The following is a 25067-nucleotide window of genomic DNA, read 5'->3' on the forward strand; positions in this document are numbered from 1 at the left end:
AATGCCCGCCATCGAATACAGCGACGACACCTCGCGGCTGGACATCGCGCGCATCCACGGCTGGCTCGCCTCGAGTTACTGGACGCCGGGCATTGCGCGCGAACAGGTGGAGCGCCAGATCGCGGGCTCACACTGCCTCGGGGCCTATCGTGCGGACGGCGGGCAGGTGGGCTTCGCGCGCGTCATCTCCGACCGTGCCAGCTTCGCGTGGCTGGCCGACGTCTGGGTGGACGAGCGCGCGCGCGGGCAAGGCCTCGGCACCGAACTGGTGCGCTGGTTCCTCGCGCATCCCGACTACGCCGGGGTCCGCCGCTTCGCTCTTGCCACCAAGGACGCACATGGCGTCTACGCAAAGCTGGGCTTCACCCCGCTCGTGCGGCCCGACTGGCAGATGGAAAACCTCTCCGGCCCCTTCGCCGCGCTACCGGATCAGGATTGATGAGCCTGCTGCGCCCCGATCTTGCGGTGATCGCCGCCAATGTCGCGCCGGGATCTCGTGTGCTCGACGTCGGCTGCGGCGACGGTACGTTGATGCAAGCCCTGCGCGACGAGAAGCAGTGCGATGCGCGCGGCATGGAACTGGATCCGGCGAACGTGGGAAAGTGCGTGGCCAAGGGGCTTTCGGTGATCCAGGGCGATGCCGACAGGGACCTCGCCTTCTATCCCGACAAATCGGTCGACTACGCGATCCTCTCGCAGACGCTGCAGACGACGATGCGCCCCGACATGGTGCTGGAAGAACTGCTGCGCATCGGGCGCCGCGCCTTTGTCAGCTTCCCCAACTTCGCCCACTGGCGCGTGCGCCTCTCGCTGCTGTGGGGCGGGCGCATGCCGGTGACCCGGCTGCTGCCGGTCGCTTGGTACGAAACGCCGAACATCCACCACCTCACCGTCGACGATTTCCGCGCGCTGGTGAAGGAGCGCGGGATCACCGTGGAAGGCTGCTGGTTCCTTTCCGGTGACACCCAGTGCAGCTCGGCAGCGGCGAACTTCCGCGCCGAACACGCGGTGTTCCAGCTTTCTCGGGGCTGATCGGGGCTGGTATGGCGCGGGGCCTTCGACAGGCTCGGGCTGAGCTTGTGTCGAAGGCCGTGCGTTCACTCGGACCCGGGAACTCAGCGAGCCCCGAGGTCTCCCTTGCCAACGGCACCTGAAGCCATTTCCAGCATCCGGTCCAGGCTCTTCTTCGCGGCGACGCGCACGCTTTCCTCGATCTCCACGCGCGGCTGAAGGTCACGCAGGGCGAGGTAGAGCTTTTCCATGGTGTTGAGCGCCATGTAGGGGCAGATGTTGCAGGCGCAGTTGCCGTCGGCACCGGGGGCGCCGATGAAGGTCTTGCCCGGCAGCGCCTTTTCCATCTGGTGGATGATGTGCGGCTCGGTGGCGACGATCAGGGTATCGCCCTCGAATTCCTGTGCGAACTTGAGGATGCCGCTGGTCGAGCCGATGTAGTCGGAATGATCGATGATGTGCGGCGGGCATTCCGGGTGGGCAGCGATCGGTGCGCCCGGGTGCTGTGCCTTGAGCTTGAGCAGTTCGGTCTCGCTGAAGGCCTCGTGGACGATGCACACGCCCGGCCAAAGCAGCATTTCGCGATTGAACTTGCGGCTGAGATAGCCGCCCAGGTGCCGGTCGGGGCCGAAGATGATCTTCTGGTCCTTCGGGATCTGCTGCAGGATCGTTTCGGCGCTGGAGCTGGTGACGATGATGTCGGACAGCGCCTTCACCTCGGTCGAACAGTTGATGTAGGTCAGCGCGATGTGATCCGGGTGAGCTTCGCGGAAAGCCTTGAACTTTTCGGGCGGGCACGAATCCTCGAGGCTGCAGCCGGCTTCGAGGTCGGGCAGGACGACGATCTTTTCCGGGCTCAGGATCTTGGCGGTGTCGGCCATGAACTTCACGCCGCAGAAGGCGATGACATCGGCATCGGTCGCCGCAGCCTTGCGGCTCAGCTCCAGGCTGTCGCCCACGTAGTCCGCCAGGTCCTGGATTTCGGGCTTCTGGTAGTAGTGGGCGAGGATGACGGCGTTGCGTTCCTTGCGCAGTCGCTCGATCTCGGCGCGAACGTCGACGCCGGACAGATCGGCGGGCATTACGGTCATGGTAGGCTTTCCCTCTGGTTCCTGTGCCAGTTTTGCACCGGTTGCGGGCCCTATCTAGGGACGGAACGCCCGCGCCCCAAGGGGAAAATGCGTTAACCGCCCCCGGTGATGCGTGCCGCAAGCTCTGCCATGAGCGATGTGCGGCCCATGGCTTCGTAGAGCGCGTGGTTCGCCGCGACCACGCCAATCGCAATCAGCGTTGCGCGGTGGACGCTGCCCAGCGTCGCCCTGTCGTGCCGCGCCACGATCGCCAGAGTGCCGAGCTGGATGAGCATGCCAACCGTTTCGCCCCAGGGCGCAAGCAGCGGCATCGGCAGCATGCGTCCATAGGCAGGCTCCATCAGCAGTACGTTGGCACCGACGATGAGGCGGCGGTGCATTTGCGTGTCGTGCCGGTTCACGATCGCGGCGACGAGCATCGCGGCGAACAGGGCCAGGCCGACGTGATTCAGGGCCAGGAAATAGGCAGGGGTGAAGAACGGCGGTACATGGTCGGTGCGGATCGTCATGATCGAGGCGAAACTGCCGAGGATCACGATCAGCGCAGCCAACGCCATGCCGATCCGGCCGAACCGGCGGTGTCGCGCCGGATCGCCGCGCTTGATCAATGTCGGCTGGTAGATGAACAGGCCGAGCCAGCTGACCATCACCAGCGCATGGATGTGGATCCAGACGGGCACGCTCGCGATGTCGACGAAGCCGCGCGCCGTCCACTGCAAGAAGCCGAAAAGAATGAAGGCGGCAATACCGATTGCCATCTTCTGCCAGAACGTCAGTGCCCCGCTGCGTTCGTCTGCAATGCTTGCCATGTATTCCCCCAAGACTTTTGTCTTTGGCGCAAGGAGATACAGTATTGCCTGTCAGGCTTCCAGTCGCAGGTAAGTCAAGCGCGCAAGGACCATTTGTCGTTTGCGCTCGTGACCAGATCTCTTCTTTCCAGATCAATCAGATGCGCATGGACCGAACGACCTGCAGCGGGCCAGAGGCGCTCGTCCACGCCTTTGTACATGTGCGGAATCATGTCGCCGATCCGGTGGCGGCCTGCTTCCAGCTGGCGAAGGATCTGCTTCTCGCGCTGGCGGCGGTGGCCGATCATCCCGCGCACGAGCTGGCGCGGCTTCTCCACCGCAGGGCCGTGAGCCGGGTAATAGACCGTGTCCTGCTCGCGCCGGTAGAGCAGGGCGAGGCTTTCCATGTAGTCGGACATGTCGCCGTCCGGTGGTGCGACCACGCTGGTCGACCAGCCCATCACGTGATCGCCGGTAAACAGCGCGCCGGTTTCGGGCAGCGCGTAGCACAAGTGGTTGGAAGTGTGGCCGGGCGTGGCGATGGCCGTGAGCGTCCAGCCGTCGCCCGCTACCGCTTCGCCGTCGGCCAGGACGCGGTCCGGGCGATAGTGAGAGTCGAAAGCCGCGTCCGCGCGCGGTCCGTCGTCTTCCAGCGTAAGCGGGGCGCAGCCGATGATCGGTGCGCCGGTCCGCGCCGCGAGCGGGGTAGCCGCGGGCGAATGATCCCGGTGGGTGTGCGTGCACATGATCGCAGCGATGCGTGCGTTCCCGGTCGCGGCCAGGATCGCGTCGATGTGTTCGGTCTCGTCAGGGCCCGGATCGATCACCGCCACGTCGCCAGCGGCGCCAACAAGGTAGGTCTGCGTGCCGGTGTAGGTGAAAGGCGAAGGGTTTCGCGCCAGGACACGCCGCACGAGCGGGCCGACCTGCTCGGCTTCGGCATAGGGGGCGGCAATGGCGCTTGGGTCGGTCATGGGGGGCGATATGGCCCCTGATTGCCGCGCTGTCGAGTTGTCGACCCGCCGGCGTGTGCGCGATCAGCCGGCCAGCCGCTGCTCGATGCGCTCGCGCAGCCGCTCGATCGCGCTCGGCTCGGGGCTTTCGCTCAGGCGCCAGTTGCGATCCAGCCACAGCAGGCGTTCGTAGAAGCGACGCGTCGCCTGCACCAGTGAGGCTGTTTCGGGTTCGAGCAGGGCCAGCTGCTGCGGATCGGACCGGCGCATGTCGGACGAGAGGCGCCCGTGGCGGCGCAATTGGTACTCGGTGATCTCACCCATGAAGAAGGCCCGGTGATTGAGAAGCCAGGCGATCGCGTGCATCATCCGGGTCGTCGTGCGCAGGCCCTCGCTCGAGAGAGCCACGCGCGCGACATCCTCGTCGTGTCCGGCCCGCTCCAGCTGGCCGGACAGCGTGAAGGCATGGCGCACTTCGTCCGAAAGCGTGAGAGCCTCGCAATAGAGCGCTTCGACGATGCGCGGATTCATGGTCACTGGTTCGGACATTGCGTTCGATATTTATGAAGGTCGAATCGCGGGCAACAGCGACTTTGCAGGAATCCACGGCCCGATTCGGGACTGTCCCTGCGTGGGACGCTTCATGGTTTAGGAATGTTAACCGAAAAGCTGCTGTGTGTCGCAGAAACCTGCCGAATCAGGCGATTATGTCCGGGATTAGGTAATCCTCGATCTGCGCGATCTGATCCTTCAGGATGAGTTTGCGCTTCTTCAGCCTGGCAATCTGCAACTGATCGGTCGAGCCCGAGGCATTGAGTGCGTCAATGGCAGCGTCGAGATCGCGATGCTCGATCCTCAGGAGTTCTAGGCGCTTGCGCATTTCCTCTTCGGTCACGCCGGAATTCCTCATAACTTTGCGCGGCTTGTGGCCGGAACGCTGGTTTGGCTGCTGGCCCGCTCGACGCAGCGACCATGCGATTCACCGAATATGAATCAATCATACTCTTCGCAAGGTGGCCTGAATATGTTTGGATGACTTTGCGCCGCATCCGAGAGGAGTCGAGTCGCCAATTCGGGAGCTCGGCTCGGATCCGGCCCTTCTAGAGGAGAACCGTCCATGGATAGTTCGCACGTCAGCGCCCTTCAACTCAAGCATGCCGGGATCGAACGCCGGCTCCACGACGAGATGACGCGGCCGCTGCCTGATAATGCGTTGATCCAGTCCCTCAAGAAGCGAAAGCTCAGACTCAAGGAAGAAATCGCCCGCTGTTAGGCGCGCGATTGCCCGCGTAGCGGAGATAAGTTCCGAATTAACCTGATTTCACGGTCCCGCTCCGTTCCCAAAGCGCTCCGATTGGGGTAGTTCTCAGGGCATGACCAGCGGAGCCGTCGAAGCAGCACGAAACATTCTCACCCGCCTCCACGAGGTCATGGCTTCGCGCAGCAATGCGCAGGCCAAGCTGAACAACGTGGTGGAAGTGATAGGCGAGTGCCTCGATAGCGAGGTCTGCTCGATCTACCTCCTGCGTGAGGGGATGCTGGAACTCTTCGCAACGCGCGGCCTGGCCCAGGAGGCCGTCCACGTCACGCGAATGGCGGTGGGTGAGGGTCTCGTCGGCACGATTGCCGACAATATCGAGACGCTTAACCTCGCCGAAGCGACAGCGCACCCCGACTTCTCCTATCGCCCGGAAACGGGGGAAGAGAAGTTCCATTCCTTCGCGGGTGTGCCGATCGTGCGGCGCGAACGTGCGGTTGGCGTGCTGTGCGTGCAGCACGTCGATCCGCGCCGCTACGAGGAAGTCGAGATCGAGGCCCTGCAGACGGTGGCGATGGTGCTCTCCGAGCTCATCACCAATGCAGACCTCATCGACGAAGTGGACACCCATTCCTTCGATGCGGCCAGCAACGGTCCGGAACAGCTTCATGGCCTGACCCTGGTCAAGGGACTGGCGTCGGGCACGGCCGTCTATCACCAGCCGCGCGTGACGATCGAACATGTCGTCGCAGAAGACACCGAGGCCGAGCGCCAGCGCGTCATCCTCGCCTTCGAGAAGATGCGCGAGCAGATCGACCGCATGGCGAGCCAGGCGGAATTCGGCGTGGGCGGAGAGCATGAGGAGGTTCTCGAGACCTACCGCATGTTCGCCTATGACGAAGGCTGGACTCGCCGGATCAACGAGGCGATCGATTCCGGCCTGACCGCCGAGGCGGCGATCGAGCGCGTGCAGCAGCGTACCCGCATGCGCATGCGCCAGATCGACGACCCGCTGCTGGCAGACCGCATGCACGATCTGGAGGACCTGGCGAACCGCCTGCTGCGGATCGTCTCGGGCCAGATGGGCACGGCGGCCTCGATGGGCCTGCGTGCCGATGCGATCCTGATTGCGCGCAATCTCGGCCCGGCCGAGCTGTTGGAATACGACCGGCGGCGCCTCAAGGGCGTTATCCTCGAGGAAGGTTCGCTTACCAGCCACGTCGTGATCGTCGCGCGCGCCATGGGCGTGCCGGTGCTCGGGCGCGTGCGCGGAATGCGCGGCGTCGTGCGGGAAGGCGACCTGCTGCTGCTCGATGCCGACCAGGCGACGGCGACGGTCCGGCCCGCCGCCGGCATGATCGAGGCCTTCGAAGCCCGCTTCGCCAAGACCCGCGAACGCCAGGCCGTCTATGCGGCGCTGCGCGAAGTGCAACCGGTCTCGCGCGACGGAGAGCGGATCAAGGTGATGATCAACGCCGGCCTTCGCGAGGACATCACCAATCTGAGCCTTACCGGCGCTGACGGCATCGGTCTGTTTCGCACCGAATTCCAGTTCCTCGTCTCTGCCACGCTGCCGCAGCGTGAACGCCAGACCCGCCTCTATCGCGACGTCCTTGATGCGGCGGGGGACAAGCCGGTGATGTTCCGCACGGTCGATATCGGCGGCGACAAGACCTTGCCCTACTTGCGCCACGACGACGGCGAAGGCGAAGAGAACCCGGCGATGGGCTGGCGCGCGCTGCGCGTTGCGCTGGAGCGCGACGGCCTGCTCAAGGCGCAGGCCCGTGCCTTGCTGGAGGCTGCCGGTGGACGCACGCTCAACGTCATGTTCCCGATGGTCGCCGAACCCTGGGAGTTCGATGCCGCCAAGGCGGTGTTCGACAGCCAGCTTGCCTACCTCAAGACGCAGAAGAAAGTCCTGCCCGAAGCGATCCGCTACGGCGTCATGCTCGAGGTGCCTGCGCTTGCCGAGCAACTCGACCTGCTGGCGCCGAAGATCTCGTTCCTGTCGATCGGCACCAACGACCTGACCCAGTTCCTGTTCGCGGCGGACCGTTCGAACCCCAAGCTGGCCGAGCGCTACGACTGGCTGAGCCCTGCGATCCTGCGCTTCCTGCGCCGGGTTCTGCGCAACGTCGAAGGACAGGATGTCGATGTCGGTGTGTGCGGGGAGATGGGCGGCCGACGGCTGGAAGCACTCGCGCTGCTCGGCCTGGGCATCAGGCGCCTGTCGATTACCCCCGCGTCGGTCGGTCCGATCAAGGAAATCATCGGCAAGGTCGATATCTCGGAGATCAGCGCGGCCATGGAGGGGTGGCTCGCCAACCCGCCGGAGAACATGCGCGCGACGTTGGCAGGCTGGGCGGCGGAACGCGAAATTCTCGTGGATTGACATAACTCTGACGCGAGCAGAGGATATCCGTCGCCGGTCAGGCACGATCCACCGCATGCCCTTGAATCAGAAACCTGCCTTCTGATTGACTTCGGGGACTCGTCCGGCTTGGGTCGGTCCGGATCGGGGCCTTATCACCTCATGTCCCTTCGGGAGCGGAATGGAAGACGTCGAAAGCAATGGAGCGGCAGTTTCGCCGACGACTGCAGGCAACAGGCTGCGCAAGGCGCGTGAGGCTGCCGGGCTGACCCGTGCCGATATCGCCACGCAAACCAAGATTGCCGAACGCCATCTCATCGCCATCGAAGAAGATCGCTTCAATGATCTGGCGGCGCGCACTTATGCTGTCGGGTTCTCGCGCGCCTATGCTCGCGCCCTTGGCATCAGCGAAGCGGAAATCGCCGATCAGGTGCGCGAACAGCTTCACGGGGAAGATCACCTGCGCTCCGAACTGGTCGAACCGAGCTTCGAGCCCGGCGATCCGGCTCGCGTTCCGCCGGTACGCATGGCCTGGATCGCGGCTGGCGGCGTTGTCGTGGTGGTTGGCCTGCTGCTGGCTTTCTGGGGCAGCTTCCTGTCGCCGGAAGGTACTTTGCCCGATCTGATCGCCGACAAGCCGGTGGCCACGGCCAGCAAGGCGCCGGCGCCTCGCCCGACGGCTGCGCCCGGTGCGGTGGCGGCGAACCGGGGGCCGGTTGTGATGACCGCCACGGCCGACAAGGTCTGGGTCAAGGTGACCGACGCCGATGGCAAGCAGCTTCTTCAAAAGGAAATGGCGCTCGGCGAAAGCTGGACGGTGCCTCAGGACGCAAAAGGCCCCGAACTGCGCACCGCCCGCCCGGACGCGCTGCAACTGACTGTCGGCGGTCAGGCCGTGCCCGAGATCGCCGACAAGCCGACACTGGTTTCCGGCGTTTCGCTGGCTGCTGCCGACATACTTGCACGCGGTGCTGGCGGTGGGAATGCACCGGCGCCGCAGGCTGCGCCTGCGTCGGCTCCGTCGCCGCGCGCGATCGTTACGCCGACGCGCGCTCCTGTGCCCTCGGCGATGGCGGATCGTCCCGGAACCTTGCCGACGCCTAGTCCGACGCCGGTTACGGCATCACGTTCGTCCGCCCCACTGGCATCGCCGCGGCCTGCCGGGACGCGCCCGACGGCAACGGCATCGGCCACCGTGCGTCCGAAGCCCAGCGTTGCCGCGGCCACGACCGTGCCGCAATCGAAGCCGACGGCCGCTGCCACGCCACTCCCGACGCCTTCGCCGACGCCCAGTTCGCGGCCTTCGGATCAGGTGGTTTCCACGGTTTCCGAGTAAGGCCGCCTCGACACAAGGGGCCACTTTCTGCAAACATCCCGCGCGTCGCGCATGGTTAATTGCCGGTTTCGACGGCGCTGGCCATGTTGCGATGCCATTGGGGGCAATGGTGATGGGGCGGTGGGCCCCGACTTGGAGTAGATTTGGCGATGATTGGTTCACTTCGGGCTGGGCGAGGGATGCGGTTCATGAGCGGACGCCTGCTGGCGACCTCGGCCGTTGCGACCCTGCTGGTTTGCGGGGCGGTGCCGGCCCTGGCGCAGGATTCCACGGAAGGCCGTCTCAAGAAGGTCGAGGCCGAGGTCCGCGCCTTGCAGCGCAAGGTTTTCCCGGGCGGCGACGGCAAGTTCTTCGAGCCGCAAATTTCCACGCCCGCACCGACGGCATCGACCGGACCGCAGGTTCCCACCAGCACCCCGGTGACGGACCTGCTCGGCCGCATGGATGCGGTAGAGGCGCAGATGAGCCGCCTGACCGCGCAGGTTGAGCAGAACACCAATCGTCTGAACCAGTTGGAAGCGAAGCTGGCTGCCGACGCGCCGGTCGCGGCCGGTTCGGGTGCGGCTTCGCTGGCGGCGACTTCGGCGCCCGCAACAAGCGCGCCTGCCGCCAACCTCTCCGCGACGAGCGGCGTCGGCGTCGCCAATCAGCCTTCCTCGCTTAACCGAACCCCGGTAACAGCCAAGCCGACCCCGGCGGTGCCGTCCGCATCGCGCCTCCAGGCGGTGCAGGCCATCGTCAAGCCGCAGACGGACGATCCGGCCGACGATGAGTACAGCTACGGCTACCGTCTCTGGGACGCCAAGTTCTATCCCGAGGCTGCGCAGCAGCTGAAGCTGTTTCTCGAAAAGTACCCGAAGAGCAGCCGTGCAAGTTGGGGGCGCAATCTTCTGGGCCGCGCCTATCTCGACGATGGCAATCCCCTGGAGGCGGCCAAGTGGTTCGTCCAGAACTACCAGGCCGACAAGAACGGCGAGCGCGCGCCGGACAGCCTGCTCTACCTCGCGGTCTCGATGAAGCAGCTCAAGGACAACAAGCGCGCCTGCATCGCACTGGCCGAATTCAGCCAGACCTATGCGGCCGAAGCGGCTGGTCGCCTCAAGAGCCTGTACGACGCCACGCGCAATGGGCTCTCCTGCAGCTGACCCCTCGGCCGCGAGGCTGATCCCGCAAGAGGCGCGCGTCGTCCGGTTCCGTGAGGGTCTGGCCGCGCTCTGGCCCGAGGCGATCGATGCCGAGCCGGCCCGGCTGGCGGTTGCGGTTTCCGGGGGGCCTGACAGTACGGCGCTGCTCCTGCTGGCCGCTGCCGCGCTGCCGGGCCGTGTCGAGGCGGCAACCGTGGATCACGGCCTGCGGCCCGAAAGCGCGCGGGAAGCAGCGGACGTCGCCGTGCTATGCGCGCGCTTGGGCGTGCCGCACGAAACCCTGCGGGTCGAGGTGGCCCCCGGCAATGTCCAGGCCGAGGCGCGGACCGCGCGCTATGCCGCGCTTGCCGAATGGATCGAGGCGCGGCAGCTGGCGGCGCTGGTTACTGCCCACCATGCCGACGATCAGGCCGAAACGCTGCTGATGCGCCTTAACCGGGCGAGCGGGGTTGCCGGATTGGCAGGCACGCGCGGGCGGGGGCAGGTGCCCGATACCGACATTGCGCTACTGCGTCCGCTGCTCGGCTGGCGGCGCGCGGAGCTGGCCGAAGTGGTTGCCGAGGCCGGTGTGGCCGCGGCGCAGGACCCGAGCAATGCGGACGACAAGTACGATCGGGTACGGGTGCGCAAGGCGCTTGCCGATGCCGATTGGCTGGACGTTTCCGCGATTGCCCAAAGCGCGGAGTACATCGCCGAGGCCGATGCCGCGCTCGACTGGATGGCGGCGCTCGAATGGCGCTCCTGCGTCAAGAAGGAGCCGATGGGGCTGGGCTACCGTCCGCAGGCGCCGCGTGCCGTCGTGCTGCGGGTGATCGCCCGGATCGTGCGCGAACTCGACGGGGCCGAACCGCGCGGCAGCGCCGTCGCGCGATTGTTCGAAACGCTTGTGCAGGGCAGCCCGGCATCGATCGGTGAGCTTGTCGTGCGTCCCAATGCCGGGCGCTGGAGTTTCAGCAAGGCGCCGGTGCGCGCAGCCCGGCGCAGGACCTGAAGGTCAGGCGCCGACGAGGCTGTCACCCATGCCGACCTGCTTGCCGCGGGTGATGTAGACCTTGTCGCCCAGCTTCGTGGTCCGGAACAGCTTGGCGGCGAAGGGTTCGGGCATGCCGATGCAGCCGTGGCTGGCATAGCCCAGCTCGACCTTGGAGCCGTGCAGGGTGATGCCGTCGTCGGTCAGCCGCTGCATGTAGGGCATCGGTGCGCCGGTGTAGATGTTGGACACGTGGTCCTTGTCTTTCTGCGTGATCGGGAAGACGCCGAGCGGGGTGGGCTTGTCCTCGGTGCCGAGCAGCACGGCAGTCGCGCCGATCTCGTAGCCGTTGCGGAACACGGAAAGGACGCGGGCGTCGAGGTCCACGGTCACGACGATCGGACCGTCGGGGACATTGGCGTCGTCCCAGTGCCATTCGCCGTACTTGATCGGGCCGTCGATGGGCAGGATCCGCTTGATCACGAAAGGCTCGTTGGCCTTGGCGACAGGCGTTGCGGCCTGTGCGGCGGGGGCTTCGGAGGCAGGGGCGGCCGTTGCCGGATCGGCCTTGGCCGCTGCCACGCGGGCCTCGGCAAGCGAAGCGGGCTGCGGTTTGTCGGGGGACGCGGCAAGCATCAGGACGCCGGCAATGACGGCCAGGGCGAGGAAGCCCGAAGCGAGGAGAATGCGTCCGTTCACGTAGTCCTGTCCTTGACGAATCTGCCGGTACCGATGCGGCGATGATCGCCCAAAACAGGGTGAAGGGCCAGCGGCATGGCGCCGCTGTCCCGCCGAAGGACTGCGGGAGCGCAAAAGTTAACGTGAAAATTCAGATAACTGATAAAGCCCCGAGGGACCGCTGCGGGGCTTCTCAGTCGCCCTTGGGACGGGCGATGCCTTCGCGCAGGATCGAGCAGGCCAGTTCCGCCATTTCGTCCGGATTGTCTTCGTCGGACCACACCATGTAGCGCAGGCCGAGGAAGACGTTCATGCCCATGATCGCCCAGGCGTGCGCTTCGCCCAGGTCCTCGCGCAGTTCGCCGCTGGCGATACCGGCCTTGAGCCTGTCGGTCATGCGCGCTGCCGTCGTTTCGTAGTGCGCGCGGAAGGCGGCGGGGTCGACGAATTCGCACTCGTCTATGATCCGGTAGATTTCCTTATGCTCACGCGCGAAGTGCAGGAACGCCCCGAGAGCAGCGCGTTCGCGGTCGAGCGCGGGAAGGGGCGGCTCCAGGGCCTTCTTGGCCGCCTCGCGCACTTTGCCGCTCATGTCGTCGACGAGCGCGCGGAAGATCTCATCCTTCGAATCGAAGTAGGTGTAGAAACTGCCCAGCGCCGTTCCGGCCCTGCGGGTGATTCCCGTTATCGATGCCTCGTGAAACCCGTGCTCGCCGAATTCGAGCGCCGCGGCGTCGAGCAACTTGCGCAGCGTCTTTCGTCCCCGCTCGGTTCTGGGAGCCTTGTCGGAGGCGGCGGAAATCTCGGGTTCGGGCGCATCTGCTGTGGTCACAATGCCACAGCTATCCCCTTCAATGGCGATTGGCAAATCTTCAATGTTGAAACCTGATTCAACTCTCGGTATCGATGGCGTCAACGACAAGGTTCATTGGGAGGTGAAGTGATGCTCAAGGCGCATTTTCTCACATTCGGTTGCAGTACTCTGGCTCTTGCCGGATCGCTGGGGCTGGCCGCACCGGCTCTCGCTCAGGATGCGCAGGCTGCAGCCGAAGCGCAGGAGACGACCGGCGCTGAAATCATCGTGACGGCCCGCCGCCGGGAAGAACGTCTCGTCGACGTGCCGATCGCGGTCACCAGCTTCAGCGGCGCCCAGCTTGAAAAGTCCGGCGCCATCGATGTAACCGACATCGCCCAATCCGCCCCCAACGTCACGCTGGAGCCCTCGCGCGGCACCAACTCGACGCTTTCCGCCTTCATCCGCGGCGTCGGCCAGCAGGATCCTGTTTCCGGCTTCGAGCAGGGCGTGGGCATCTATCTCGACGACGTCTATCTCAACCGCCCGCAGGCCGCGGTGCTCGACATCTATGACGTCGAGCGCATCGAAGTCCTGCGCGGGCCGCAGGGCACCCTGTACGGCCGCAACACCATCGGCGGCGCGGTGAAGTACGTGACCAGGCAGTTGCCGCAGGACTTCTACCTGAAGGTCAAGGGCACCATCGGCACTTACGATCAGGCCGATGGCGTGGTGACCGTCTCGGCTCCGATAAGCGACCTCGTGCGCGTGGGCGGTTCGGTGGCGCGGCTTACCCGTGATGGCTTCGGCAAGAACCTCACCACCGGGGCGGAGAATTACAACAAGAACGTCTGGGCGGCGCGCGGCAGCCTCGACATCGGCGGCTACGGTGCGCCGGTGCTGATCCGCATTTCCGGCGACTACACCCACGACAAGTCGAACGCCCGCGGCGGCCATCGTCTGATCCCCGGCTTCGCATCGGGTGCGCCGGTCCTGTCCGACGTCTTCGACACGCGCGGCGGCCTGACCGATCCGAAGCAGGACGTCGAGGCCTATGGCTTTGCCATCAATGCCACAGCCGAACTGACCGACGCACTGACCTTCAAGTCGATCAGTTCATGGCGCAAGGACAACAGCGCATCGCCAATCGACTTCGACGCGTTGCCGACCGTCGACCTCGACGTGCCCGCGTTCTATCACAACGAGCAGGTCAGCCAGGAATTCCAGCTGCAATGGGATGATGGCGGCCCGCTGCAGGGTCTTGTCGGGGTCTATTACCTCGACGCCACAGCCGACACCTACTTCGACAGCCGGCTCTACACGACCTATGCCGATGTCCTGCCGATGCTGACCGGCCATACCGAGGCCGACGTGAGTACCAAGACCTACGCGATCTTCGGCGACTTCACTTATGACCTGACCGATCAGTTCAGCCTGTCGCTTGGCGGGCGCTACACCTGGGACAAGCGCAAGGCGAATATTCTCAAGGAGAACTACATTCTCGGCGGCTCGGCAGGTTTCCAGAATCCGGGGGTCCTGTTCTCGACCGACACCGACTTCAGCGGCGGCAACGAGTTCAAGAAGTTCACGCCGCGCGTGTCCCTGAGCTTCAAGCCGAGCGTCGATCACAACATCTACGCCAGCTATTCCAAGGGTTTCAAGGGCGGTGGTTTCGATCCGCGCGGCGTCGGCAAGAATGCCAACGACCTCGACGGAAACGGCAGTCTGAGCGATGCCGAGATCGCCCAGTACCTCAGCTTCAAGCCGGAAACGGTCGACAGCTACGAGTTGGGCTACAAGGGCAACCTGCTGGGCGGCGCGCTCTATGTTGCCGGCGCAATCTTCCGCATGGATTACACCGACATCCAGATCCCCGGCTCGGTCGCCTGCACCGTCAATGGCGTGCCGACCTTCTGCGGCGTCGTTTCCAACGCCGGCAAGGCGCGGATGCAGGGCGCGGAACTGGAGGCCAATGCCCGCCTCGGCCGCGACCTCGTTGCCTCCGGGGACAGGCTGAACTTCTCGACCGCGATCGGCTACATCGACGCCAAGTTCAAGAAGTACGAGACGCTGATCGGCGGCCAGACGGTAGATGTTGCCCGGTACCGCAACATCCAGAATACGCCGAAGTGGACCGCCAGCGGAACGCTGTCCTATGCGACCCCGGTCGGTGCGGGTGAGCTTAGCGTGTCGACGACGGTCTCCTACCGTTCGAAGACCCACCAGTTCGAGTTCCCGAGCCCCTATCTCGACCAGAAGGGCTATGCCCTGTGGGATGCCAGCCTCGTCTACTCGGCGCCGGGCAGCGGCTGGAGCATCGGCCTGCACGGCAAGAACCTGCTCGACAAGGAATACATCACCTCGGGCTACAGCTACATCTCGCAGAACGCAGAGACGGGTGCGGTCAATCTGGGGACCAATGGCTACCCGATCCCGACGCTCGGCAGCGAAGGTACGCTGACCGCCTTCTACGGCAATCCGCGCCAGGTCTTCCTCACCGCGACAGTGGAATTCTGATCGGGGCAACTGCGCAGCAGCCTGGCGGGATCTTCGTCTCCATTCTCACGGAGCGCCCCCCGCGAAATTCCGCCAGGTCCGTTGCAGGTGAAAGGATTGTTCGATGGACTACCGCGACCACCGCTATCGCAGCGCCTGCGGGCGCCTTGAGCTGGCCGCGCGCGACTATCCCGCGGCCACGGGCGAAACCGCCCCGGTCCTGCTGATGATGCATGGCCTGACCCGCAACAGCGCAGACTTCGAGCCGCTCGCCGCGCGCATGGCCGGCACCTACCGGCTGATCGTGCCCGACCAGCGCGGACGCGGCCTCTCCGACCGGGACCCCGATCCCTCGCAATACCGGCCGGACGTCTATGCGCAGGACATGCTGGCCCTGCTCGACGGTCTTGGCATCGCGCGCGTCGGCATGATCGGCACTTCGATGGGCGGGCTGATGGCGCTTATCATCAACGCGCTGCGGCCCGAACTCGCATCGGCCGTGGTCTTCAACGATATCGGCCCGGTTCTCGAGGACGAAGGGCTGGATCGCATCAAGAGCTATGTCGGTCCGCGCGGGGCTATGACCTCCTGGACCGAAGCGGCCGCCCGGTGCCGTGCGATCAATGCGCCTGCCTTCCCCGATTTCGGCAGCGCCGACTGGATGGCCTTCGCCAGGCGCACCTGTATCGAGAATGCTAACGGCACCGTCTCCTTCGCTTACGATCCGGCGATCTCGCAGGGCTTTTCGGACGAGGGCGCGACCGTCGTCCCGCCCGACCTGTGGCCCCTGTGGGACCTGCTCGACGAGAAACCGGTACTCGTCATTCGCGGCGCGCTGTCCGATCTCCTGTCGAAAGCCACGGTCGAGGAGATGGCCAGTCGTCACAAGGGGGCCTATGCCGCCGTGGAAGTGCCGCGCGTCGGCCATGCCCCGATCCTTGATGAGCCTGCGGTTCTGCCAGCGATCAGGTCCTTCTGCCAGGAGCACGTGAACTGAGATGACCAGCACAGCGATCCGGCGACCGGCTTCGCCCAATCTCGTTCTGGCGATGCTGCTGCTGGTCTATGTGTTCAACTTCGTCGACCGCCAGATTCTCGCGATCCTCGCCGCGCCGATCCAGGCCGATCTCGGCCTCGACGATGCGCAGATGGGGATGCTCGGCGGGCTGGCCTTCGCCATCCTCTATTCGACGCTGGGCGTGCCGCTGGCGTGGATGGCAGACCGCACGAGCCGGTCCTGGGTGATTACCGGATCGCTGGTGGTCTGGAGCCTGTTCACCGCGGTCTGCGGCGCGGCGCAGGGCTTCTGGCACATCTTCCTTGCCCGGCTTGGCGTCGGCGTCGGGGAGGCAGGCGGGGTCGCCCCGTCCTATGCGGTGATCGGCGATCACTTCCCCAGCGAACGCAGGGCCTTCGCGCTCTCGGTCTATTCGCTCGGCATTCCGCTGGGATCGGCAACCGGCGTGCTGGCCGGCGGATACGTCGCGGCGAAAGTGGACTGGCGCGCGGCCTTCCTCGTCGTCGGCATCGCCGGGCTGCTGATTGCGCCGCTGTTCAAGTTCGTCGTGCGCGACCGTCCCAAGGCCGCCGCTTCGGCTTCTCCCGCGGCGGGGGAGGGCATCCGGTTCCTCGCCATTGCTGCCTTGCTCGCCCGCAAGCGAGGCTTCTGGCTGCTCTCGTTCGGCGCCGCCTCCAGTTCGATGCTGGGCTACGGCCTTGCCTTCTGGTTGCCCAGCCTGCTGCAGCGCAGCTTCCATCTCGATCTGGTCGAGACGTCGTGGTTCATCGGCGCGGTCCTGCTGCTGGGCGGAAGCGTGGGCGTGTTGTCGGGCGGACTTCTGGCCGACCGTCTCGGCCGCGCCAACCGCGCCTTCTATGCCTGGGTGCCGGCGATGGCATTCGTGGCCGCCGTTCCCCTGTTCGCCGGCGGCATCTGGACTTCGAGCGTACCGCTCGCCTTCCTGCTGTTCCTCGTCCCACAGGCCCTGGCCTATATCTGGCTCGGGCCGGTGACGTCCGCGATCCAGCACCTCGTCGATCCGCCCGCGCGGGCGACGGCATCGGCACTGTTCCTGCTGATCAACAACCTGATCGGACTGGGCGGCGGCATCTATGCGCTGGGCGCTCTCTCCACGGCACTGGCGCCGGTCTATGGCGAGGAATCGCTGCGCTATTCGATGCTCTTCGGCCTTGTCCTCTACCTGATCGCCGCCACGCTCATGGCGCTCGCAGGCCCGGCATTGCGGCGCGAATGGGTGGCTGAAGGCTGAGCCGCCCGACTTTTTTCGGGGGCGTGCCCGCGCGCTCTTGCGTTGCAATCGCGCGCCCATCGACTACCAATTGGCGGTGACGGCCCTGTCCGGACGCATCCGGGCCGGGCGGCAATGCTGGTTCAGGTAACGAGGGGACGCTCCGTGAAACTACTCAAGTGGGCCGTTGGCGGCGCCGGCGCTTACGCGATCTACAAGTACTCGATCGGTCGCAAGGCCAAGGGCGAAGACGTATTCGTCTCCCCGGAAAAGGAGCTGGAGAAGATCGCCCGCAGCAGTGAACCCGAGGCTGCGGCACCGGCCAAGCCCAAGGCCAAGCGGACGGCCAAGCCCAAATCGGCCGCTGCCAAGATGGCGGCCAAGCCTGCCAAGGAATAGCGGGCGATCCTGCGCAGGTGCGGGCTCCTGTGCGGGGCGGGGCCAAGTCTCCTCTCTCGAACAGTCTTGCCATCGCCGAAATGCGTGATCGTCGGGCCGTCGCTTGGCTGCGTTCTCGACCATTGCTTCGGTAATTCCCAAATCAACGACTTGTCCACTTTAGCCCTGTACGGCCTTGATCCGCAGTCGTATTCTCGTGCAACAGAACTGCGCGAACGACGCTGGAAGTACTGAACATAGTAAAGGGAGATTAATCATGGCCGTCACCGACCACGTTGATTTCAACGCGTTTATGGAAGGCGTGAAGCGCCGTAATCCCTACCAGCCCGAGTTCGTTCAGGCCGTGCAGGAAGTTGCGGAAGACATCTTCGAATTTATCGCCGACAAGGAACAGTATCACGAACAGCAGATCCTGCGGCGCATTGCAGAGCCGGACCGCGTCGTCTCCTTCCGTGTCTGCTGGGAAGACGACAATGGCAACATCCGCGTCCAGCGCGGCTGGCGCGTCCAGAACAACAATGCCATCGGTCCATACAAGGGCGGCCTGCGCTTCCATCCCAGCGTCAACGAAAGCGTCCTGAAGTTCCTCGCGTTCGAGCAGACCTTCAAGAATGCGCTGACCGGCCTGCCGATGGGCGGCGGCAAGGGCGGATCGAATTTCAATCCGAAGGGCAAGTCGGTGCGCGAGATCATGCGCTTCTGCCAGTCCTTCATGACCGAACTTTATCGCCACATCGGCGCCGACGTCGACGTTCCTGCCGGCGATATCGGTGTGGGCGGGCGTGAGATCGGCTACATGTTCGGCCAGTACAAGCGCATCACCAACCACTTCACCGGGGTGCTGACCGGCAAGGGCCTCGAATATGGTGGTTCGCTGATCCGCCCGGAGGCGACCGGCTACGGCGCGGTCTATTTCCTTGGCGAAATGCTGGCGGCGCGCGGGCTCGATCTCGATGGCAAGATCGCGGTGATCTCGGGCTCGGGCAACGTAGCCACCCATGCGGCGGAGAAGATCGTCCACATGGGCGGCAAGCCGGTGACGCTTTCGGACTCGGGCGGGTTCATCTACGATCCCGACGGGCTGACCCTCGATAAGATCAACTGGGTCAAACACCACAAGACCCACCGCCGCGGCCGCATCAGCGAATACGTGGACGAGTTCAAGGGTGCATCGTATCACGAGGGCAAGACGCCGTGGAACGTCGCCTGCGATGTTGCGCTGCCCTGCGCGACGCAGAACGAACTCAACGGCGCGGATGCCCGCGCGCTCGTCGCCAATGGCTGCATCGCCGTATCGGAAGGTGCGAACATGCCCTCCGACCTCGAAGCGGTGCACGTCTTCAAGGACGCCAAGATCATGTTCGCCCCGGGCAAGGCCGCCAATGCCGGCGGCGTGGCAGTGTCGGGCCTCGAAATGAGCCAGAATTCAGGCCGCCGTCCCTGGACCGAGGCCGAATTGCAGCAGATGCTCAAGGACATCATGTCCGGCATCCATTCCCGCTGCCTGACTTACGGCGAACGCGGTGGCGGCTATGTCGATTATGTGCGCGGCGCAAATATCGCCGGGTTCAAGAAGGTGGCCGATGCCATGCTGGCGTTCGGCGTGGTGTAACAGGACTGGAGTGGGCATGTCCGAAACGGTGCAGCCAGAAGGAACCGCTTCGGACATGCCTGCCCGGCATGAGCCCGACCGCAGGCAGGCCGGGCTTTACGACGACAGGACCTATTCGGTGCACGCCATCCACATGGTGCGCACTGCGATGACCAATCATGCCGTGCTCAGCCAGATGGCCGATCACAAGGCGAATATCCTGATGGGCGTGACCTTCCTCGTGTTCACCCTGTCGGTGAGCGCGTTCGGCGGCGGCAATTACCGCGTCTCTCTGCTCATCCTCGTACTTTCGGCCTTCCTGTCGGCGCTGTTCGCCATGGCGGCAGTGACGCCCAAGGTGACTCCGCCCAAGCTGTCCGACGATGAACTGGACAATCTTCTCTTCTTCGGGGTCTTTACCGGACTGCCGCAGGAGGAATTCATCGACCGCCTCATGCAACGGGCGGAAACCGATGGCCGGGTGCTGAGCACGATGCTGCGGGACATCTACCAGAACGGCGTGGTGCTCCAGCGCAAGAAGTACCGCTACCTGTCCTATGCCTTTCGCTCGTTCCGGATCGGCCTTGTCCTCGCCTTCGTCGCATTCGTGCTGGAGAATGCCGCAGAGATCCTCGGATTCGCTGCGCAAAGCTGAATTAGGCGAAATTTCCTCAATTCGTCGCAAAAATTCGCTTTGCGAAAAGCCATTTCAATCCAGTTGGTTGCGACGATATTTCAGAATTTTAATTCGCTTCGACCTCCCCATACGTGTGATTACGTAGTTGCCTAGGCTTACCTCGTCGAGATAACTCGAGATATAGCTAAATGGGGTGGGTGAACGTGGGAAGCGCTCCGACCGGTGCGGGTGGCGCCCCTGTTCGTCCAGCAAATCGGGCAAAAAAACAGGGGTCGACAATTAATGTACCAAGGGAATTTCCACCTGTTTCTGGTGGATGAGAATCAGAAGCGCCGCGCGACGGTCAGTTACGAAATGTCGAAGCGCGGCATCTATATCGTTCCTTTCGAGGCGGTCGAGGAACTCGCATCCCGCTGGCCGGATGCCGGCATGATCCTGATTGCGGACGATAACGGCAATATCTCGAAGCTGACCCATCTCATGCTGCAGATGGAAAAGTGGCTCCCCTTCGTCGCCTTCGCCGAAGATCCCACGACATCGCAGATCGTGCGCGCCGTGAACGAAGGCGCGGTAGGCTACAGCGACAGCCCGACCAACGTCGACGAATTCTGCAAGACGGTTGAGGAAGCGCGTGTCTCCATAGGCCGCATCGGCCACATCCGCTCGCGTGCGATCCGGGCCAAGAAGTCGATAGAAAGCCTGACGCGCCGCGAAATGGAAGTGCTCGAAGGTCTCGCCCAGGGCCTGACCAACCGCGCCGTCGCCGAACAGCTCGCAATCAGCCACCGCACCGTGGAAATCCACCGCGCAAACCTGCTCACCAAGCTGGGCGACGTCGGCATCAACGCCGCCATCCGCCTCTTGATCGAGGCGCGCATCATCTGAACCTGCGTGTCCGGGCGCCTGAAGAGGGGTGTACAGGCAACACGTGAATTCACGCAGGCCCGCTCGAACCGTCGGGTTTGGGCGGGCTTGTTCGTATTGGCGGAGAGTGAAGTGGTGCCGGCTACAGGATTCGAACCCGTGGCCCCCTGATTACAAATCAGGTGCTCTACCAACTGAGCTAAGCCGGCCCGGTGCGCCGCGCGATGACGGCTGCACGAAACAAGTCCGGCGCCCTTACCGCGAGGCAGGGGCGCCGGTCCAGAGTTTTGTGCGTTCGGTGCGAACGCTTTTGGATCAGAAGACGGCGTGGGGCGCGTCTTCGTGCATCATGGCCTTCCGCACCAGCGGGATTGGCGGGCCGCCGTAGCTCAGGAAAGTGTCGTGGAACTGCTTCCATGCGCCGCGGCCGCCGCGGCTGGCGGTCCAGTCGTCGCGCAGCTTGCGAATCATCAGCTTGCCCAGCGTGTAGTTGAGGTAGGCCGGATCATAGGTTCCGCGCGCGGCCTGCTGTTCGGCTGTGCCTTCGTCCTGGTAGCACTCGGTCATGAACATGCGCTTGGATTGCTCCTGCGTCATGCCGCGTGCGTGCAGCCCGATTGCCGACAGATAGCGGCAATTGCGCAGCAGGGCGTTGGAGAGCTCACCGACGTGGACACCGGGATCGCCGTCGCCAAGGCCGGCATCCCACATCATTTCCTCGGCATAGTGCGCCCAGCCTTCGGCGAAGGCATAGCCAACCCACAGGCGGCCCACCCATGACGGCGAGCGGTTGGAGTGGAGGAACTGCAGGAAGTGGCCGGGCATGACTTCATGCACCGAGGTGAACATCAGGTCGTTCTTCCCCGGAATGTAGTCCTGCTGTTTCTGCTTCGACCACGAAGGGTCGGGCGGCGAGATGTAATAGATTGAGGGGATGCCCTTCTCGAACGGTCCGGGCGGGTCGATGTAGGCGGAGTTCTGCCGGTTGTAGGGCGGACTTTCCTCGACCAGCGCCTGCTCGGTGCCGGGAATCGTGACGAGGTCGTGCGCGCGCACGAAGGCGGTGAGATCGGGGATCTGCTTGCGCGCGGCGGCGACCGGTCCGCCTTCGGGCTTGTCGGCCCGCATCTTGTCGAAGCAGCCTTGAATGTCCTTGTCCGGAGCATAGGCGGCGCAAGCCTTCTGCAACGCTTCCTGGTTGCGCTTGAGATCGGCCCGGCCAACGGCCTCGAGCGTGTCCAGCGGGGCGTCGACCGCTTCGGTCGCGGCCAGCATGCGCGAGAAACGCGCGGCGCCCAATGCGTAGTCCTGCGTCGGCGTGGCCGTGGCAAGCCAGTCCGCAAGCTGCTGCATCGCATTCGCCGCGGCTTCGGACGTGGCCTTGAACTCGGCCTGCAGCGCCGGGTCCTGCACGTCGGCAAAGGCGGCGCGGGCATCGCCGCGATAGTATTCCGCGAAGCCGCCGAAGCCGGCGACGCCCAGCCTGATGAAGCTGGCGGGCATCTGCGACTTTAGGTTGGCGCGGATATTCTTCGCGGCCATCGGCACGGCCTTGAAGAAGCTGATCATCGCCTTCATCCGCGTCGCCTTGTCGGCATAGTTGCGGCTGACATAGACATTCGGGTCGAGCCCGCCGTTGATGTACCAGGTCGGGTTGGTGTGCGGCTGGTCCGCGTCTTCGATCCAGAACAGGCTGCCCTTGGCTACCTGCACGAGGTAATCGCGCTCGAACCGGTCGGCCTCGGACAGGCCGGTGAAGGCATTGGCCTGATCTATCACCGAGTGGAGGAAGGCCGCGCGCTTGGCGAGACCGGCCTCGCTCCAGTCGGGCAGCCTGCCGTCGAACTGGTGCGCGCCCTGATAGACGGCGAAGGCCGGGTCTTCGGCCATCCAGCCCTCGATGGTCTTCTGGACGAAGGCCTTCCATGCACTTGCGGGGGCTTCGGCCGCAGGCGCGGCAGCCATTGGCGTTTCAGGTGGGGGCGCGGCGGTTGCACAGCCTCCCATTGCAAGGCAGGCGAGGCCGGCCAGCAGTCTGTGTTTCATGAGATAGTGTGTCCCTATCGGTTTGGTGGAGCGACGCCCGGACCGGGGGGAGGGGCGCCCTCGATGCGACAGGTTGTGGTCTATGCCGCGCCGAAGGTCCAGCCTTCTGTGCGGGCCAATTCCGGCGTCAGTTCAGCCGGTTGCCAGAGCGCCGGATCGAAGGCGGCGCGGCGCAACCAGGCGGCGGTGAGCAGCGCGTCGGTGGTGTGGTCGTCGATCGGGCCGCTACCTGCAACAGGCGGCGAACCCAGCGCTGCAAGGGCATCTGACAGCGCTTCGAACGTCGTCATCTTGGCGCGCGAGGCCGAGCGGCCCGCGGCTACCGCAGCGAGCGTCGTGTAGATCTCGACGATGACGGAGCCGTGCGCCGGCAGCGGGTCGATGGGCCAGACCGGCACCGTGCCGCCAAGGCGATGGAGCATGCGCATCCCGGTCAGGCTGGACTTGCCGACTTGCGCCGCGCCGACGAGGTTGAAGTTCGAATAGGGCTTGCAGCCTGCCCGGGCCTGCGCCTCTTCGGTCACGCGCATGCGTCCGCGCCGGTGCGCGGCGTCGGGCAGGTGGAACTGCGCACCCTCGCGCCCGCCATGGCGGCGAAAATAGGCGCTGGCCTGCGCGTGATCGACGAAGCTGGTGGCGCACAGGTCTGCATCCCTTTCGCAGACTGCATCGATCAGGGCCCACAGGCCACGCGCATGATCCGGGCTTTCGGCCCAGCCCGGGAAGAAGGCCCCGGCATCGGCGAAAGGCAGCGAGATGCCGAGGTCCAGCCCGACCAGCGTGTCATCGGGAAGGTCGTTGCGCAGGAAGTCGAGCACGTCGCGGCGCGACCATACGGGGTGATGGGCAGGGTGCAGGGCTTGCGGCGCGGCGCCGGTCAGGTCGCACAGGCCCACGGCGATCCCTTTCTGCCGGGTGCCGATGGCGCCGGACCAGTCGATCGCCACGAAGTGCCGGAAGCGCGGCGCGTCTTGCGCTGCCGCGCTCACTGCTCGCGCCGCTCGGCGCGCTTGCGGTTCCACCAGTCGATGCGCTTGAGGATCTCGCGTTCGAAGCCGCGCTCGACCGGCGCATAGTAGGTCTGCGGATCCATCTCTTCGGGCCAGTAGTTGTCGCCGGAAAAGCCGTCTGGCGCGTCGTGGTCGTAGGCGTAGTCCTTGCCGTAGCCGATGTCCTTCATCAGCTTGGTCGGCGCGTTGAGGATATTGGCGGGCGGGCTGAGCGAGCCGGTTTCCTTCGCGCTGCGGAACGAGGACTTGAAGGCCATGTAAGCTGCGTTCGACTTGGGCGCGGTGGCGAGGTAGAGGCAGGCCTGCACGATCGCCAGTTCGCCTTCGGGCGAGCCGAGGAATTCGTAGGCGTCTTTCGCGGCAAGGCACTGGACCAGTGCTTGCGGGTCGGCCAGTCCGACGTCTTCCGAGGCGAAGCGTACCAGCCGGCGCAGGACGTAGAGCGGTTCCTCGCCTGCCGTCAACATCCGGGCAAGGTAATAGAGCGCGGCCTGCGGATCGGAACCGCGCAGGCTTTTGTGCAGAGCCGAGATCAGGTTGTAGTGGCCGTCGCGGTCCTTGTCGTAGACGGCCATGCGCCGTTGCAGGAACTGGCCGAGCCCGGCCGGATCGAGCTTTTCCGCGATCTTGGCGGCATAGAGCGTTTCGGCCTGGTTGAGCAGGAAGCGGCCGTCGCCATCGGCCGAGGCGATCAGCGCCTCGCGCGCGTCGGCATCGAGGGGCAGGGGGCCTTCAAGCGCTTCGGCCTTGTCGAGCAGAGCGCCCAGGGCATCTGCGTCGAGGCGGTGCAGGATCAGCACTTGCGCCCGGCTGAGCAAAGCGGCGTTGAGCGCGAAGCTGGGGTTCTCGGTGGTCGCCCCGACCAGGGTTACGGTGCCGCGCTCGACGAAGGGCAGGAAGCCATCCTGCTGGGCCCGGTTGAAGCGGTGGATCTCGTCTACGAAGAGCAGGGTCCGCTGCCCGGCCCTGGCCGCCACTTCGGCCTCTGCGAAGGCCTTCTTGAGATCCGCGACGCCCGAAAAAACGGCGGAGACCGCGGCAAAGCGCATCCCCACGGCATCTGCCAGCAGCCGCGCTGTGCTGGTCTTGCCGGTGCCCGGCGGCCCCCACAGGATCATCGAGGACAGGCGCCCGGCAGCGACCATGCGCCCGATCGCGCCTTCCGGCCCGGTCAGGTGCTCCTGTCCGACCACATCGGCCAGGGTGCGCGGCCGCAGCCGATCGGCGAGCGGAGCATCCTCGCGCGGTTCGTCGCGAGGCGTGGCGGGAATATCGTCGGCAAACAGGTCGGCCATGGGGCTTATCTAGCGAGAGTCGCGCGCAATTGCACCGGCCTGCCGAGCGCGATAGGCTTGCGCTCACAAGGAAATGCGAAAAGGGG

The 25067-nt window shown here is 64.9% G+C and carries 24 protein-coding genes and 1 tRNA gene; 14 read left to right on the plus strand and 11 right to left on the minus strand.

The annotated features are described in order from the left end of the window. The first annotated feature begins 1 nt into the window (after window position 1). Both SPHV1_RS11220 and metW read left to right on the plus strand, forming a co-directional pair. On the plus strand, window positions 2-439 hold the full coding sequence (locus tag SPHV1_RS11220) for a GNAT family N-acetyltransferase (RefSeq protein WP_054946123.1): 438 nt from the start codon (window positions 2-4) through the stop codon (window positions 437-439). Beyond that, window positions 439-1032 carry a methionine biosynthesis protein MetW gene (metW, locus tag SPHV1_RS11225; RefSeq protein WP_054946124.1) on the plus strand — a complete coding sequence of 198 codons (594 nt, stop codon included), beginning with the start codon at window positions 439-441 and terminating at the stop codon, window positions 1030-1032. Before SPHV1_RS11220 ends, metW begins: the two co-directional genes overlap by 1 nt. Window positions 1033-1115: 83 nt before the next feature. On the opposite strand, the gene nadA is transcribed toward metW, so the two are convergent. The 5 genes from nadA to SPHV1_RS11250 form a co-directional block, all read right to left on the minus strand. Further along, window positions 1116-2102, minus strand: a complete 987-nt coding sequence (nadA, locus tag SPHV1_RS11230; protein ID WP_054946125.1) for a quinolinate synthase NadA — start codon at window positions 2100-2102, stop codon at window positions 1116-1118. Between the two features lie 92 nt (window positions 2103-2194). Beyond that, complete coding sequence (locus tag SPHV1_RS11235) at window positions 2195-2911, minus strand: hypothetical protein (RefSeq protein WP_054946126.1); 717 nt, start codon at window positions 2909-2911, stop codon at window positions 2195-2197. A gap of 74 nt (window positions 2912-2985) precedes the next feature. Further along, window positions 2986-3864, minus strand: a complete 879-nt coding sequence (locus SPHV1_RS11240) for an MBL fold metallo-hydrolase (RefSeq protein WP_054946127.1) — start codon at window positions 3862-3864, stop codon at window positions 2986-2988. 63 nt (window positions 3865-3927) lie between these two features. Then, window positions 3928-4392 (minus strand): DUF1465 family protein, encoded by a 465-nt coding sequence (locus tag SPHV1_RS11245; protein ID WP_054946128.1) that lies wholly within the window; start codon window positions 4390-4392, stop codon window positions 3928-3930. A gap of 148 nt (window positions 4393-4540) precedes the next feature. Then, window positions 4541-4738: a YdcH family protein gene (locus SPHV1_RS11250; RefSeq protein WP_176168093.1), complete on the minus strand. Its 198-nt coding sequence runs from the start codon at window positions 4736-4738 to the stop codon at window positions 4541-4543. A gap of 222 nt (window positions 4739-4960) precedes the next feature. Here SPHV1_RS11250 and SPHV1_RS24440 point away from each other — a divergent pair, with 222 nt between their 5' ends. The 5 genes from SPHV1_RS24440 (at window position 4961) to tilS (ending at window position 10944) form a co-directional block, all read left to right on the plus strand. After that, window positions 4961-5116, plus strand: a complete 156-nt coding sequence (locus tag SPHV1_RS24440) for a YdcH family protein (RefSeq protein ID WP_079731327.1) — start codon at window positions 4961-4963, stop codon at window positions 5114-5116. Between the two features lie 100 nt (window positions 5117-5216). Next, window positions 5217-7493 (plus strand): phosphoenolpyruvate--protein phosphotransferase, encoded by a 2277-nt coding sequence (gene ptsP, locus SPHV1_RS11255; RefSeq protein WP_054946130.1) that lies wholly within the window; start codon window positions 5217-5219, stop codon window positions 7491-7493. Between the two features lie 160 nt (window positions 7494-7653). After that, complete coding sequence (locus SPHV1_RS11260; RefSeq protein ID WP_054946131.1) at window positions 7654-8808, plus strand: helix-turn-helix domain-containing protein; 1155 nt, start codon at window positions 7654-7656, stop codon at window positions 8806-8808. A gap of 188 nt (window positions 8809-8996) precedes the next feature. Then, entirely contained in the window at window positions 8997-9953 is a 957-nt protein-coding gene (locus SPHV1_RS11265; RefSeq protein ID WP_054946183.1) for a tol-pal system YbgF family protein, read from the plus strand. After that, a complete protein-coding gene (gene tilS / locus SPHV1_RS11270; RefSeq protein ID WP_054946132.1) occupies window positions 9934-10944 on the plus strand; it encodes a tRNA lysidine(34) synthetase TilS in 1011 nt (336 codons plus the stop codon). Before SPHV1_RS11265 ends, tilS begins: the two co-directional genes overlap by 20 nt. A gap of 3 nt (window positions 10945-10947) precedes the next feature. On the opposite strand, the gene SPHV1_RS11275 is transcribed toward tilS, so the two are convergent. Next, window positions 10948-11622, minus strand: coding sequence for a L,D-transpeptidase family protein (locus SPHV1_RS11275; protein ID WP_054946133.1), 675 nt, complete (start codon window positions 11620-11622; stop codon window positions 10948-10950). 172 nt (window positions 11623-11794) lie between these two features. Continuing rightward, complete coding sequence (locus tag SPHV1_RS11280; protein ID WP_054946134.1) at window positions 11795-12433, minus strand: TetR/AcrR family transcriptional regulator; 639 nt, start codon at window positions 12431-12433, stop codon at window positions 11795-11797. Window positions 12434-12544: 111 nt separating this feature from the next. On the opposite strand from SPHV1_RS11280, the gene SPHV1_RS11285 reads away from it, so the two are divergent. The 7 genes from SPHV1_RS11285 (at window position 12545) to SPHV1_RS11315 (ending at window position 20651) form a co-directional block, all read left to right on the plus strand. Beyond that, window positions 12545-14911 (plus strand): TonB-dependent receptor, encoded by a 2367-nt coding sequence (locus SPHV1_RS11285; RefSeq protein ID WP_054946135.1) that lies wholly within the window; start codon window positions 12545-12547, stop codon window positions 14909-14911. Window positions 14912-15014: 103 nt separating this feature from the next. After that, on the plus strand, window positions 15015-15887 hold the full coding sequence (locus SPHV1_RS11290; protein WP_054946136.1) for an alpha/beta fold hydrolase: 873 nt from the start codon (window positions 15015-15017) through the stop codon (window positions 15885-15887). A 1-nt stretch (window position 15888) separates the two neighbouring features. After that, window positions 15889-17160 (plus strand): MFS transporter, encoded by a 1272-nt coding sequence (locus SPHV1_RS11295; RefSeq protein WP_054946137.1) that lies wholly within the window; start codon window positions 15889-15891, stop codon window positions 17158-17160. A 144-nt stretch (window positions 17161-17304) separates the two neighbouring features. Beyond that, complete coding sequence (locus tag SPHV1_RS11300; protein ID WP_054946138.1) at window positions 17305-17538, plus strand: hypothetical protein; 234 nt, start codon at window positions 17305-17307, stop codon at window positions 17536-17538. 256 nt (window positions 17539-17794) lie between these two features. After that, a complete protein-coding gene (gene gdhA, locus SPHV1_RS11305; protein ID WP_054946139.1) occupies window positions 17795-19150 on the plus strand; it encodes an NADP-specific glutamate dehydrogenase in 1356 nt (451 codons plus the stop codon). A gap of 16 nt (window positions 19151-19166) precedes the next feature. Beyond that, window positions 19167-19784 carry a Pycsar system effector family protein gene (locus tag SPHV1_RS11310; protein WP_054946140.1) on the plus strand — a complete coding sequence of 206 codons (618 nt, stop codon included), beginning with the start codon at window positions 19167-19169 and terminating at the stop codon, window positions 19782-19784. 264 nt (window positions 19785-20048) lie between these two features. Next, the gene (locus tag SPHV1_RS11315) at window positions 20049-20651 is read left to right on the plus strand and encodes a response regulator transcription factor (RefSeq protein WP_054946141.1); all 603 of its coding nucleotides are present in this window, start codon (window positions 20049-20051) and stop codon (window positions 20649-20651) included. A gap of 112 nt (window positions 20652-20763) precedes the next feature. Here the strand turns inward: SPHV1_RS11315 and SPHV1_RS11320 are convergent. The 4 genes from SPHV1_RS11320 to SPHV1_RS11335 form a co-directional block, all read right to left on the minus strand. Then, window positions 20764-20839, minus strand: a tRNA-Thr gene (locus SPHV1_RS11320). A gap of 106 nt (window positions 20840-20945) precedes the next feature. After that, window positions 20946-22676, minus strand: a complete 1731-nt coding sequence (locus SPHV1_RS11325; protein WP_054946142.1) for a DUF885 domain-containing protein — start codon at window positions 22674-22676, stop codon at window positions 20946-20948. A gap of 80 nt (window positions 22677-22756) precedes the next feature. After that, window positions 22757-23665, minus strand: a complete 909-nt coding sequence (locus SPHV1_RS11330) for a hypothetical protein (RefSeq protein WP_054946184.1) — start codon at window positions 23663-23665, stop codon at window positions 22757-22759. Beyond that, a complete protein-coding gene (locus SPHV1_RS11335) occupies window positions 23662-24981 on the minus strand; it encodes a replication-associated recombination protein A (RefSeq protein WP_054946143.1) in 1320 nt (439 codons plus the stop codon). The genes SPHV1_RS11330 and SPHV1_RS11335 overlap by 4 nt, the downstream gene beginning before the upstream one ends. Between the last annotated feature and the right edge of the window lie 86 nt (window positions 24982-25067).

The sequence above is a fragment of the Novosphingobium sp. KN65.2 genome (genome assembly GCF_001368935.1).
Taxonomy (GTDB): Bacteria; Pseudomonadota; Alphaproteobacteria; order Sphingomonadales; family Sphingomonadaceae; genus Novosphingobium; species Novosphingobium mathurense.